This is a genomic window from Shewanella abyssi, assembly GCF_023284025.1.
GTDB classification, from domain to species: domain Bacteria; phylum Pseudomonadota; class Gammaproteobacteria; order Enterobacterales; family Shewanellaceae; genus Shewanella; species Shewanella abyssi.
This window is the reverse complement of sequence record NZ_JAKIKR010000012.1, coordinates 62,995-75,715: the sequence shown is the minus strand read 5'-3', so window position 1 is coordinate 75,715 and position 12,721 is coordinate 62,995. Positions and strand designations below refer to the sequence as shown.

The window sequence follows — 12,721 nt, the reverse complement described above, 5'->3', positions numbered from 1 at the left end:
AGTTGAGTTAAGTTCTTTAACTGATGGCAGTGATCCAGTTAATACCTAGTTTGTGGATTAACTTTTTGTAATGATTCATCCACGTTGGTGCAAGGGACAACAGGTACAATTCAGTTCTCAACCAACAACCCACTAGGATAACAAAATGAAATGGTCTAAATTAATCTGTGCAGCACTGGCCTTCACATCACTATCAGCATTTGCGGGGCGTGAAGATGACGCACTGGCAGCACTGGCATTACAACGCGCTAATTTCACTTTAGAGCAGGCGATTGAAAAGGTCAGTACAGATTACGCTAAGCACATTGTCGAATTTGAAATTGATGATCATGATAATCAAGCAACCTATGATATTGAAGCTGTCAATCTTGAAACAAAAGAAAAGCATGACATTGAATTAAGCCTTGCAGATGGCGCGATTTTAAAACATAAGACCAAAAATAGCTTAAGCCGCTTAGATGATGATGACCTGTTAGCGTTACAAGAGTTACAAGCATCAAAATTTAACTTAGGCGCGACCATTGCCCAATTACAGCTAAAATATTCTGCTGATGTTTTTGAATTTGAATTAAAGAATAAAAAAGGCATTACTTTCTACAAGTTTAAACTCATGGGTGAGCAAGGCCTTACACGTGTCATTGTAGATGTAACCACTGGCAAAGCCATTCCGGTAATGAAACGCTAATTCAGTCAATATTTATGGGGGAGTAGCACTCCCCTAGGGAAATTTTTTGCGAATCCTTGTTATTGAAGATAACCAGACGACTCGTCAATACTTACAAAAAGCCCTTCAAGAACAGGGCTATGAGATAGATCTAGCGGATAATGGCCAAGATGGTTTATTCTTAGCCCTTGAAGGCGACTACCAGTTAATTTTGCTGGACCGGATGTTACCTAAGTTAGATGGCTTAACGGTATTAACCACCTTAAGAAATGCAGGTAAGCAAACACCAGTACTGATTTTAAGTGCATTAGATAGTGTTTCTGAACGTGTGAAAGGGCTGCGTGAAGGCGGTGATGATTACCTCATCAAACCTTTTGCGCTGTCTGAGCTACTGGTGCGTATAGAGATCTTAATTCAGCGCAAAGGGACTCACAACGAAAAGCTAACCACCACTTTACACGTTGCTGATCTAAAAATGGACCTGCTTTCTCATAAGGTATTCCGAGGCTTAACTGAAGTTTTCCTGCTGCCAAAAGAGTTTAAACTGTTACGTTATTTGATGGAGCATAGCGGACAAGTGGTATCTCGCTCGTTACTGTTTGAAGCTGTTTGGGACTATCAATTTGATCCACAAACGAATGTTATTGATGTTCATATGGCAAGATTGCGTAAAAAGGTAGAATTTGATGGTCTTACCCCTTTACTGGAAACAGTACGTGGCGTCGGTTATAGAATGGTGCAGCAGCGTTAAAACAGCCCACTCGGTGTGGCGTCTAACTCGTTTGTATACTGGCTTGTTATTATCGGTGGTAACCATCCTACTGGTAGTCTTGTACCAATTGAGCATTGGTCAAATGAACCGTCAGCAAGAGTTACAAATGGCTAATATTATTGCTCAGCAAACATCACTTGCTGAGCAATTAACGACTGAGCAGTTTATTGAACAATTTGAACTACAGGCTCAAAGTTCACGTCAATACATTCTAAGTTATCAAATAGAGCAAGAGCTCATTGGTAGGCTTAGCGCCCCCCCGACAACGTTATCGCAATGCCCGAGCTTATCGCGTTTCCCGATTTGGTTAGACCAATTTGATGAAATCAGACTGGTTTCCGGTTGCTCTCAGCCTTTGGCCTCAGGAACGCTCATTGTTGCTGTCGACGATGAATCATTATATGAACTGAAAGCACAGTTTATTAGTGCTTCAGCAATTGCATTATTACTGGCCGTATTGCTCGGCATAATAACCGGCTTGATTTTCTCAATGCGGGTATTAAAACGCATTAACAGCTTTAACCAAGTCGCATTACGGGTTGAATCAGGCCAATTGAGCGCACGAGTTGCAGTATCAGAACAAAATGATGAATATGATCATATGGCGCTACATATCAATACCATGCTCAATCAATTGCAGCACTCCTTTGAAACGATTTCCGGAATTACTGATGCTATAGCTCATGATTTACGCACGCCGCTGAGCCATTTAAGGCAGCAAATTGAATCGGAGATATTAACTAAACAGCAACTGAATCACCCCAGTGAACCGCTACAATCGATGCTAGATAAGCTCGACGAAATATTATTCACCTTTAGTGCCATGCTTGAGTTAACTAGGCTTCAGCAACAGAAAGAGAGCAACAGCCAACACTTTAAAGCGGTTAATTTACAACAAGTCATTGTGGATGCTGTGGATTTAATTGAGCCGCTTGCAGAAGAGAAACAACAAGTTGTCACTATAGAAAGCGCTGAGCCATTCTCTATTCAAGGTGATGCAACGCTATTGTTCCGAGCCCTATATAACCTGCTAGAGAACGCCAGTAAGTACGCAGGACATAATGCACAGATCAGCGTTCAGTTAACCCCCCATGGTTTTATCGTTAGCGATAATGGTCCAGGAATTGGTGATCTCGAAAAAGAGAAAGTTTTTCAGCGCTTATATCGCATCGAAAAGAGCCGTCATGTCGCTGGCTTTGGTTTAGGCTTAACCTTAGTAAAAGCCATTATACAACTGCATAACGGCAAAATTGAGTTACTGGATAATAAGCCTGGATTAATCGTCAACGTTGAATTTGTAAACTAAAAAAAGGTAACAGATGAAAGCATCACTTAACCAATTGAACCCATAATCGTATATCGTCACGAACTTCAGACAGTGGGCGGACTCCGGCTTCCAAAATCACATCATGAAATGCAGCAATATTAAAATCATTGCCTAAAAGCGCTCGAGCTCGCTTTCGTTCAAATAGAATCATATCCGCCCCCAACATATAGCTCAGCGATTGACCCGGCATCGCAATATAACGGTCCACTTCGATCTCAATCTCTTGACGTGACATAACCGTATTGTCCATCATGAAATTGATTGCATCCGTACGCGACCAGCCACGCAATTGCAGTCCAGGTTCAACAATAAGACGACTCGCTGCCCAAAGGTGCTTGGCAATCATGCCTTGACGATCATACGTTGAGGAGTAAAGGTTCATTTCATCGGCTAAATACTCCCCATAGAGTGCCCACCCTTCAAGAATACCGGCATTATATCCCTTCGATGGAGCCTTTCGAGGATATGTCACCCATAGGTGATGCCCAGGTATTCCTTCATGAAAAGCGATCACCTCCGCCATAAGACGTCGCTCATTTGGCCGTGATGTATTAATGATATATTTTGCTGGCGAGTTTTGCTGAGCTTTAGCGTAATAACCTGCAGGTGCAGAATCTTGCAGGTACTTGGGCATTTCACTCACTATAAATTTCTGTGTTATTTGCTTTGAAAATGACAATTGGGTTTTACTTCGTGCCCGCGTTAAAGCCATCTCAGAAATAGAGACTAACTCATTGGCGCTAGTGTTGTTATCTTCAGTGGATGTACGCAGACCTTTAAGCATGCTCTTTATCGTATCGCCCTTTTGACCTGTCGCAAGCAGTTGCTGGCGAGATTCTTTGAGTAACCGTTGGCCGACATCCTCGATATCTTTTTGGGAAAGATTCAAGGTCGTCCACCATGACACCGCTGACAAAAAACAGCCAGTATCACCGTTGACTTTGGATAGACTCGGATCATTGCTTGTTGCTGGAAGATATTCATTTTTAAGAAATTGATTAAAATCTGACACCGAAGGTACGATATTGTTGCTGAGCAAAGTGTTCCACTGTGCCGCATTATTATCTGTGGGGGAATTGAAAGTGTACTTAGAATTTGTCATGGTGAGATCAGATAACAAATCGTGAACTTGTTGTTGCACTCGAACAACTACCGCATGCGGAGCGGTTTCTTTAGAGCCTATACCTAATCGTAGCGTCTCTATCGCTAATGTTATTGCTGCGGGGGCTTGGGACCAACTAATAACGGCCTCATTTGCAGCTTCAGGTCCAGCGATGACAACGCTTTGCCACTGCCTAGGCCACTTGACTTGCCAACCAATCACCTGATTAAGATGACGTAAATCAGTATTACAATTTCCAAGCGCTTGCGCAGCAAAGCCACTATCCGCAATAAGTTGCTGACCATGCACATTGCTACAAAACATCATAAGTGCAACCATAAAACCTGTCAAAGATCCTTTTACTTTCATACTCACTCCTTGAATGACAAACCTGATGATATCTTTGCTTAAAGATTGTCACTTAATAAAACACATATTCCGTGTAAACAATAGCACTCTAAATGAGTATAACTAGCGGTGACTTTAACGAAAAATGTAAGGGATTAATTAGAGCCATACGGTAGCTAAAACCGTCCTCATATCCATAAAATGGCAATGTTCCATTTCAGACTAAAAACTGAATGATATATCTCTAAACACTAGCCATGAAACCGAGCCCATTCGTTATACTGCTAACTGAATAAAACCCTAAGCCTAAGGGCATAATTCGACATCTAGAGTCTGCATCTCGTTTAGGTCTCTACGCATACTTTGAAGTCAGGCTTCAGCCACTATTCTTAGTGTTACATCGTTCACTTAGACCTAACTCGAACGTAGAGTAACTGAACAAAAAAATTACGATTTATCTAACAAAACATGACGCATTCCAAATTAGTCATTAATAAATCAAATAATGAGTGCGTTTGCCGCGAAATATTGTTACTACAGGCACTCTTTTAAGTCCCTTTCGGTATCTTCAGGTGTAGCTGTCATGCAGTATTCAAAGTTTGGTGAAAAATTTAATCGTAACTCCGGCATTAATCAGCTGATGAGTGATCTCAATGAAGGGCTGCGTACACCAGGTGTCATCATGTTGGGTGGGGGCAACCCTGCAACCATTCCGGCCATGCAAGATTACTTCCATCAAGCATCCGCTGAGATGCTGGCTAATGGCGAACTTGTGGCCGCATTAGGTAACTATGATGGTCCTCAAGGTAAAGATACCTTCTTAAAAGCCTTGGCTGACTTGTTACGGGATACCTACGGCTGGGAGATCAGCGCGAAAAACATCAGCCTGACCAATGGCAGCCAGAGCGCCTTTTTCTATCTGTTTAATTTATTGGCAGGAAAACAGGTTGATGGTAGTCATAAGAGGATCTTACTACCATTAGCACCTGAATATATTGGCTACAATGATGCGGGTCTTGATGATGATATTTTTGTCTCCTATCGCCCTGAAATCGAGATGCTCGATAACCGTTTATTTAAGTATCATGTTGACTTTGAACAGCTACAAGTAGATGACTCAGTTGCCGCAATATGTGTCTCCAGGCCAACAAACCCTACCGGCAATGTACTGACAGACAACGAAGTGGCCAAGTTAGATAAACTAGCCCGTGAAAAGGGTATTCCCCTTATCATCGATAATGCTTACGGCACTCCTTTCCCAAATATTATTTTTGAAGAGGTCACCCCCTTTTGGAACAGCAACACCATATTGTGCATGAGTTTATCTAAATTAGGCTTACCAGGCGTTCGCTGCGGTATTGTCATCGCTAATGAAGAGATCACTCAGGCACTGACCAATCTTAATGGCATTATCAGTCTAGCCCCAGGCGGTTTCGGCCCTGCCATTGCCAAGCACATGATTGAATCTGGCGATCTATTACGCTTAAGCGAATCGGTAATAAAGCCATTTTATAAACAAAAATCAGAGTTTGCGCTGTCGTTATTGCAGCAATCTATCACTGATAGCAGATTCAAAATTCATAAACCTGAAGGGGCGATGTTCCTCTGGCTCTGGTTCGATGAACTGCCCATCACCACCATGGAACTCTACAATCGATTGAAAGCCCGCGGCGTATTGATTGTCCCAGGAGAGTATTTCTTCTTTGGGCAGAAAGACCAGTCTGAAGGAAAGTGGGACCACGCTCACCAGTGTTTGCGAATGAACTATGTCCAAGATGAAAGCAAAATGCGCACAGGTATTGCGATAATCGCTGAAGAGGTGATTAAGGCTTACGCACAAGCCTAGTCAGCGCCACGAATAAAGGTTACTTTCCTGCTAGCAAGTTTCAAGTAGCTGTTAGTGGGTTCATTTGGCAGGTTTGTTATTTGGTTGTTTAGCTAAGTACCAAAGCTTAATTGGTATTAATTGCTTGCAGCAGGTGCTGTAAATGAATTTACGGATGTCACAATCCAAGGTCAGAGATGCTCCCTGCATCTCAAGACATTTTCCATATCTTTTGGGTCAGATGTGAATGAACGACCTTATGTGCAACCACTTTTGTGACTCGTCGCAAGCACTATCCCTGTAGTCGCTGCCGGACAAACCCAGATAGATGTTGACCAGCCGTTACTTAGCCAACCAATGAAGTGATGCAGTTTATCACCCTCTCTCCGGGTAAGGCTATCGCCAAGCATATGGAAGCCCTTAATCACTGCCCGGGTGATCGTCAAACACTGCGTAGCTCATTGAAAGCGCGAGGGCTCAGTGACAAAGTCCTGATCCCCCAAGATGGTGAGGTATTAGATTTTTAATATCTGCACTATGGTAGCTAAAGTAAGTACCCAAAGGTTACCAAGCTATCTGAACCTTTGGGCTTTAAGGCAAGTATGCACCTTATGCTTGATATTCAGGGTAATCGATATAGCCCTTCTCGCCACCACCGTAAAGAGTCAAACGAGCATCGGCATCAAACTGAGCGAGCGGCCAATTGTTTTTAAAGCGAGCGACTAAATCAGGGTTGGTCACATAAAGGGTACCAAATGCCACGAGATCGGCATACCTGTTCTCAAGTAGAAGGTGCGCGCTCTCTTTGGTTAACTTACCAGCAACCATGATGGGGTTGGGATAAACAGCCCTTACCTGTTGGCGGAACGACTCTGGCACTTCAACATGACGTGAGATGTTCTCTGAAAAGTGGACATAAGCCAAACCCATCGCTGCCATTTCCTCAAGCGCTTTTAGCATGAGTTCGATAATTTCGCCGTCTTCATCGGCGAAACCTTCAATCACATGAGGTGACACTCGCACAGCCACTTTATCGCCGCCTATCTCATCTGCAACCGCTTGAAGCGTCTCTAGCATGAAGCGCATGCGATTTTCTTGGCTACCACCGTATTGATCATCACGCTGATTACTCTCTAAACGCATGAAAGTATCAAACAGGTAACCGTGAGCGGCGTGGATCTCAACCCCATCGAAACCCGCTTCCATGGCATTTTTAGCGGCTTGGACGAAATCTGCAATGGTATCTTCAATGTCTTGCGGGCTCATGGCTCTTGGCTGCTCGGTTTCAATCATGCCATAGCCATCTTCCAATGGACCAAAGACTTGGTCCGGCACTTTTATCGCCGAAGGTGCCAACGGCTGCGAGCCGGAAATACTCGAATGGCTACGGCGACCGACATGCCAAAGTTGGATAAATGTTTTACTACCTTCGTCATGAATCGCTCTTGTGACTTTTTTCCAACCATCAATATGTGCTTGTGTATAGATTCCTGGTGTCATCGAATAACCGCGGCCTACTGCGGATATTGGTGCCCCTTCAGTCACCACTATGCCTGCATTGGCGCGCTGCTTATAATAAGTTGCCATCATATCATTAGGCACATCACCAGGCTGAGTGGTACGCGAGCGCGTCATTGGCGCCATCGCGATACGGTTTTTTGCCTTAAGTAAGCTATTGCTTATCGCTTCAAAAATCATCATTAAACCTCAACTTGATAAACGGGGTAATCGGTTAAGCCTTGCTCATCGCCACCAAAGAGTGTCTCTGCAACGTGCTCAGCTAATGGGTAACCATTTTTAATACGGTTTGGCAGATCTGGGTTTGCCACAAATGGTCGACCGAAACCAATCATGTCGGCTAAACCTGCATCAATCGCCTGCTCAGCTTTTTCAGCATTATAGCGACCTGCGTAGATCAATACCCCTTGATATGCTTCTCTCAGCGCTTGCTTAAAAGAGAGTGGCGTATCAGGTGCATCGTCCCAGTCAACTTCTGCAATATGCAGATAGACAATGTTATGGGTATTCAACAGCGCAGCCGCTGCAGTGTAAGTCTCGATAGGATTAGCATCGACGGTGCCATTGAGTGTGGTCAGCGGCGCTAAGCGAGCGCCGACGCGTTCAGAGCCGATAGCATCGACCATAGCTCCAACCACCTCGTCGAGAAAACGCAGACGATTTTCTAAGCTGCCACCATACTCATCGGTGCGGTTATTGGCCTCTGAATCGATAAACTGATTAATGAGATATCCGTTGGCAGCATGGAGTTCGATACCATCAAAACCCGCTTCAATTGCATTTAGCGCAGCTTGGCGGTACTGCTCAACCACCTGTGCAATCTCAATCACTGTCATCGCTCTTGGCTTAGCTGCTGCAACAAAGCCTGGCTCGCTGGTGCCGTTATCGATGAAAACCTTGACGTTTTCGGCTTGTATCGCCGATGAAGATATAGGCTGCGGACCACCGATATTATCAGGATGGGTCACACGTCCCACATGCCAGAGCTGAGCGAAAATGACGCCGCCTTTAGCATGTACGGCATCGGTGACTTTCTTCCAGCCAATGATCTGCTCCGGCGTGTAGATCCCCGGCGTCCAGGCATAACCTTTACCCATGGAGGAGATCTGTGTGCCTTCAGAAACAATTAAGCCCGCAGTAGAACGCTGTGCATAGTAAGTTGCCATCATATCGTTAGCCAGATCACCAGGTTGGCTAGCGCGAGAGCGCGTCATTGGTGGCATAACAATACGATTTTTAAGGGAGATATTGCCGAGTTGAATCGGCTGAAACAGTGAAGTGGTCATGATGTGCCCTCTCAATAAGTTGAGGGCATATTACCAAGTAATATCACAAGCATTTATAGCAAAAACAACAAATGATTATTGTCAAATTTGCAAAAATAAAGGTAGAAGTGGACTGGTAAAACTATAGTGAGAGCTTAGGCTGGATAAAATCAATAAATGCCGAAATACGCTTGGCAACCGAGGAGGAGCGATAAAATACCGCATTGATCTGCTCCCTGCCGGTATTGATGAGCTTTTCAGGCTCTAGCAGTGGCACTAATCGCCCCTCTTCGAGATCTTTTTTCACCATAAAGCCTGATAAGCAGGCGATGCCATTGCCGGCTAAAACCAGTTGCCGAACCGTTTCTCCATTACTGGAGGCAAAGGTAGGCGTTATCGCTTCAAAACCTTTAAGCGGCCACTGATTCAGTACTTTGGGGCCAGAAAATCCGATGGTATCGTGACTGGTGAGATCACTTACCTGCCTAGGAAAGCCTCTGCGAGACAGGTATTCCGGTGATGCGACAATATAGAGTAGGCTTTTTCCTAGTGGGCGGGCATGCAGTGTTGAATCAGTTAACCGACCTATCCGAATGGCAACATCGGTCTTCTTTTCTAATAGATCGACAAAGCCTTCGTTAGAGGTGAGCTCAAGCTGGATATCCGGATAGGCTTGATTAAATCCTTGCATCAGTGGCACCAACTGATGAAACACAAACGGACTGGCCGCATCGACACGTAAACGCCCTTGGGGTAACTCCCCGCGAGAGATGAGTTCCTCTTCCGCTTGCTGCATCTGCTGTAAGCCAATACGTATAGCTTCAACAAATTGACGACCTTCATCGGTGAGCTCAACACGCCGCGTCGTGCGATTGAGGATCGATACACCAAGTTGCTTTTCTACTTTACTCACGGCCCGTGACACGCGCGCAACTTGAATATCTAATGCATCTGCCGCCGCTGAAAAGCCGCCACAGTCCACAACGGTAAGTAAAATCTCTAAATCATCAGAACGGGTTAACATTCAACTCTCTCGCCTAGTACAGCTTATTACCCACATTTATAGCAAAAGTAATTTACTAAAGATACTATTTTTAGCAAGGTTACTAAAAGGTAACTGGTTGTTTAGTCACTGACTAATACCTATAGTTCCTAGTATGAATTTTTCACGTGAAAGAGAATAATTATGGCAAGTTCAAACAAACTTAAGGCTGGCGATAAATTTCCTGCGATAGAGGCTACGCTGTTAGATGGATCAACTGTCACCTTAGGTAAACCACAAGGCGATGCAAACTGGCAGGCCGTGTTTGTCTACCGAGGTAAGCATTGCCCGCTGTGTACGCGCTACCTTAATGCTCTTGAAGGTTTTAAACAGGCATTTTCTGAGGCTGGAGTGGAGATCCTCGCGGTCTCTGCGGACTCAAAACCTCAGTTAGAAACCCATTTAACCCAGCTTAATATCAGTTTCCCTATCGCCTATGGCTTGAGTGAAGCACAGATGAAAACGCTTGGCGTGTATATCTCTCTGCCACGTTCAGAGCAAGAGACAGATCATAACTTTGCTGAGCCTGGTTTATTTGTGGTTAACGAGCATGGCAAGTTACATGTGGTCGATATATCAAATAACCCGTTTGTTCGTCCTGAGTTAGGTGCCCTAGCGAATGGACTTAATTGGATCCGCGATCCTAACAACAATTACCCTATACGTGGTACGTTTGATTATTAAATAGAGCGCAAACTTGTGTTGCTATCAACTATTAGCTTTACGGCTAGGTGGGATGGCATACGTTCCCACTGCATGGGCTACTGGCTCTGGAAAACCATCAGAATATAGGTTTACATCGCCAATAATTAATGACTTTCCAACCTTGATGAGTTTACATTTTGCAATGACATCACTTTCAGACGAAGGCTTACGTAGGAAATTGATATTCAGGTTCGTTGTTACAGCCAGTGCCACTAGACCAATTTCGCTCAAGATTGCCACATATAGCGCAGCATCTGCCATCTCCATTAACACTGGACCAGATACCGTTCCACCCGGTCTTAAATGTTGCTGAATATCATTGCATCGATGGCAATCAAATTACATCCAAAAGAAAAGATCATACTGTGCAGACAGTAGCTTCACACTCATGGCGATCGACATGGTCACCACCAAAGGCTTGATTATTTTAGTGCCTTTGGTGACGACTAGGCGTGAACCTAACGTTGCGCCTATCGCTTGTCCAACAAGCATTATTGCGCCAAGCATCCAAAAGACTTTTCCACCAATAGCAAAGAAAGTTAGCGATGCTATGTTGGTGGAAAAGTTTAATACCTTGGCATGAGCAGTCGCTTTAGCGAGTCCATAACCCGCCAGAGATACAAACGCCAAAGCAAAAAAACTGCCGGTCCCAGGACCGAAGAAGCCGTCATAGAAACCAACGCCTAACGCCGCCGTAAAAGCAAATACCGCAGGTGTGAACACCTGGTGCTTATCCTCTTCACTGATTTTTTTCGAAAACAGAAAGTAAGCGCCAATCCCCAAAATAAGAAACGGCAGCATAACCTCAAGAAAGGCAGTGTCTATCATCTGCACCGCAATTGTGCCTAACGCCGCACCCACAAAGGCGCAAGCTATGCTGAGCTTCATATCAGCCAAATTAACCAGACCTTTACGAACAAAATACAGACTGGCAAAGAAACTACCACCACAGGCTTGTAATTTATTGGTGGCAAGTGCCGCTGTAGGGGGTAGACCCGCCCACATAAGCGCAGGAATGGTAAGCAAGCCACCGCCACCTGCAATGGCATCGATAAAGCCGGCAACTACTGCCACGAAAAATAACAGAGCGATAAGCTCTATGGTAAGTTCAATTGTCATTTGGGCTACAGCTTAATAAGTAAAGTAACGCTATTAAACGAGGTTTGCAGTTAAAACACAAAGGAGTTATGGTATTCCCTGCGTGAGATAAACTCACACGTAAACTGGGACTAAAACCAACAAGGCATCACTCATGTACGCTCATCTTCCGCCACTTAATCCGCTACGCGCTTTTGAAGCAGCGGCTCGATTATTGAGTTTTACTCTTGCTAGTAAAGAACTATTTGTGACTCATGGCGCTATCAGCAAGCAGGTTAGAATATTAGAAGAGTATCTGGCTACGCCACTTTTTGTGCGCCAACACCGAAGCCTAAAACTCACCGATGAGGGTGAAAGATACTTTATTAATGTCCAATCAGCATTACAGACGATCAATAACGCCACCGCTGACTTAATTGATCATCCACTACGCACGCAAACCCTGTCCATCAACGTGCTTCCTAGCTTGACCATTAGTTGGCTCATTCCACGTATGGAGGAGTTTAAATCTCGATTTCCCCATCTTTATGTTGATCTATCCATTGGCGACTTTGAGGTTGATTTCAACAACGCCAAATATGACATCGCAGTGCGAAGCGCCACCTCAGTGCCAAAAGGGGTCAATGTAATGAAGTTGATGGATGAAGATCTTTGTCTGGTGTGTTCGCCAGAATTAAGCCGACAGCTAACGTCATTGGAATCAATCAACCAAATGACACTGCTTAAGCATACGACACGCCCTGATCTTTGGCAGCTTTGGGCTGAAGATGTGGGTATAAAACTGACAACAGAAAATAAATTTGGTGTAGAACACTTTTACATGCTGAGCCAAGCGGCTGCGAGTGGAATGGGGGTGGCACTTATTCCACGATTCTTTATTGAAGATGAGCTTAAAACAGGAAAACTAGTGATCCCCTTTGAAGCGAAGTTCACTAGTCCTTACAGCTATTATCTCTTAACACCTAAATCGAGCAACCTATCGTTAAAGGTACAATCTTATATTGATTGGTTACTCGAACTATTTAGCCCCTATAGAGAGACGTCATAGATGTGCT

Annotated in this window: 13 protein-coding genes; 7 read left to right on the top strand and 6 right to left on the bottom strand. The window is 44.3% G+C overall.

What is annotated here, in order from left to right; all coding sequences use genetic code 11:
- Positions 1-145 precede the first annotated feature (145 nt).
- From L2755_RS07725 to L2755_RS07715, 3 genes are read left to right on the top strand one after another with little or no spacing between them, the layout of a single operon-like run.
- Positions 146-685: a PepSY domain-containing protein gene (locus tag L2755_RS07725; RefSeq protein ID WP_248980104.1), complete on the top strand. Its 540-nt coding sequence runs from the start codon at positions 146-148 to the stop codon at positions 683-685.
- Positions 686-731: 46 nt separating this feature from the next.
- Complete coding sequence (locus tag L2755_RS07720; protein WP_248980103.1) at positions 732-1,415, top strand: response regulator; 684 nt, start codon at positions 732-734, stop codon at positions 1,413-1,415.
- Positions 1,381-2,742: a sensor histidine kinase gene (locus L2755_RS07715; protein WP_248980102.1), complete on the top strand. Its 1,362-nt coding sequence runs from the start codon at positions 1,381-1,383 to the stop codon at positions 2,740-2,742. Before L2755_RS07720 ends, L2755_RS07715 begins: the two co-directional genes overlap by 35 nt.
- A gap of 22 nt (positions 2,743-2,764) precedes the next feature.
- Here the strand turns inward: L2755_RS07715 and L2755_RS07710 are convergent, their stop codons facing one another.
- Positions 2,765-4,234: a DUF885 domain-containing protein gene (locus L2755_RS07710; RefSeq protein ID WP_248980101.1), complete on the bottom strand. Its 1,470-nt coding sequence runs from the start codon at positions 4,232-4,234 to the stop codon at positions 2,765-2,767.
- 562 nt (positions 4,235-4,796) lie between these two features.
- Here L2755_RS07710 and L2755_RS07705 point away from each other — a divergent pair.
- Positions 4,797-6,059, top strand: a complete 1,263-nt coding sequence (locus L2755_RS07705; RefSeq protein ID WP_248980100.1) for a valine--pyruvate transaminase — start codon at positions 4,797-4,799, stop codon at positions 6,057-6,059.
- A 344-nt stretch (positions 6,060-6,403) separates the two neighbouring features.
- The gene (locus L2755_RS07700; protein ID WP_248980099.1) at positions 6,404-6,565 is read left to right on the top strand and encodes a hypothetical protein; all 162 of its coding nucleotides are present in this window, start codon (positions 6,404-6,406) and stop codon (positions 6,563-6,565) included.
- Between the two features lie 82 nt (positions 6,566-6,647).
- On the opposite strand, the gene L2755_RS07695 is transcribed toward L2755_RS07700, so the two are convergent.
- The 3 genes from L2755_RS07695 to L2755_RS07685 all read right to left on the bottom strand — a co-directional run bounded on the left by L2755_RS07695 (position 6,648) and on the right by L2755_RS07685 (position 9,845).
- Positions 6,648-7,739, bottom strand: a complete 1,092-nt coding sequence (locus L2755_RS07695) for an alkene reductase (RefSeq protein WP_248980098.1) — start codon at positions 7,737-7,739, stop codon at positions 6,648-6,650.
- Positions 7,739-8,842 (bottom strand): alkene reductase, encoded by a 1,104-nt coding sequence (locus L2755_RS07690; protein ID WP_248980097.1) that lies wholly within the window; start codon positions 8,840-8,842, stop codon positions 7,739-7,741. Before L2755_RS07690 ends, L2755_RS07695 begins: the two co-directional genes overlap by 1 nt.
- Before the next feature lie 121 nt (positions 8,843-8,963).
- Positions 8,964-9,845, bottom strand: a complete 882-nt coding sequence (locus L2755_RS07685) for a LysR family transcriptional regulator (RefSeq protein WP_248980096.1) — start codon at positions 9,843-9,845, stop codon at positions 8,964-8,966.
- A gap of 162 nt (positions 9,846-10,007) precedes the next feature.
- Between L2755_RS07685 and L2755_RS07680 the strand changes: the two genes are divergently transcribed.
- On the top strand, positions 10,008-10,547 hold the full coding sequence (locus tag L2755_RS07680) for a peroxiredoxin family protein (protein WP_248980095.1): 540 nt from the start codon (positions 10,008-10,010) through the stop codon (positions 10,545-10,547).
- A gap of 24 nt (positions 10,548-10,571) precedes the next feature.
- On the opposite strand, the gene L2755_RS07675 is transcribed toward L2755_RS07680, so the two are convergent.
- Complete coding sequence (locus L2755_RS07675) at positions 10,572-10,883, bottom strand: PaaI family thioesterase (RefSeq protein ID WP_428847779.1); 312 nt, start codon at positions 10,881-10,883, stop codon at positions 10,572-10,574.
- A 24-nt stretch (positions 10,884-10,907) separates the two neighbouring features.
- Positions 10,908-11,687 (bottom strand): TSUP family transporter, encoded by a 780-nt coding sequence (locus tag L2755_RS07670; RefSeq protein WP_248980094.1) that lies wholly within the window; start codon positions 11,685-11,687, stop codon positions 10,908-10,910.
- A 133-nt stretch (positions 11,688-11,820) separates the two neighbouring features.
- Here L2755_RS07670 and gcvA point away from each other — a divergent pair, with 133 nt between their 5' ends.
- On the top strand, positions 11,821-12,714 hold the full coding sequence (gene gcvA / locus L2755_RS07665; RefSeq protein ID WP_248980093.1) for a transcriptional regulator GcvA: 894 nt from the start codon (positions 11,821-11,823) through the stop codon (positions 12,712-12,714).
- Positions 12,715-12,721 lie beyond the last annotated feature (7 nt).

Bases quoted from the DNA above. Each gene is read 5' to 3' on its own strand.
- L2755_RS07725 (WP_248980104.1), top strand. From the start codon at position 146: ATGAAATGGTCTAAATTAATCTGTGCAGCACTGGCCTTCACATCACTA.
- L2755_RS07710 (WP_248980101.1), bottom strand. From the start codon at position 4,234: ATGAAAGTAAAAGGATCTTTGACAGGTTTTATGGTTGCACTTATGATG.
- L2755_RS07705 (WP_248980100.1), top strand. From the start codon at position 4,797: ATGCAGTATTCAAAGTTTGGTGAAAAATTTAATCGTAACTCCGGCATT.
- L2755_RS07700 (WP_248980099.1), top strand. From the start codon at position 6,404: ATGCAGTTTATCACCCTCTCTCCGGGTAAGGCTATCGCCAAGCATATG.
- L2755_RS07695 (WP_248980098.1), bottom strand. From the start codon at position 7,739: ATGATGATTTTTGAAGCGATAAGCAATAGCTTACTTAAGGCAAAAAAC.
- L2755_RS07690 (WP_248980097.1), bottom strand. From the start codon at position 8,842: ATGACCACTTCACTGTTTCAGCCGATTCAACTCGGCAATATCTCCCTT.
- L2755_RS07685 (WP_248980096.1), bottom strand. From the start codon at position 9,845: ATGTTAACCCGTTCTGATGATTTAGAGATTTTACTTACCGTTGTGGAC.
- L2755_RS07680 (WP_248980095.1), top strand. From the start codon at position 10,008: ATGGCAAGTTCAAACAAACTTAAGGCTGGCGATAAATTTCCTGCGATA.
- L2755_RS07670 (WP_248980094.1), bottom strand. From the start codon at position 11,687: ATGACAATTGAACTTACCATAGAGCTTATCGCTCTGTTATTTTTCGTG.
- gcvA (WP_248980093.1), top strand. From the start codon at position 11,821: ATGTACGCTCATCTTCCGCCACTTAATCCGCTACGCGCTTTTGAAGCA.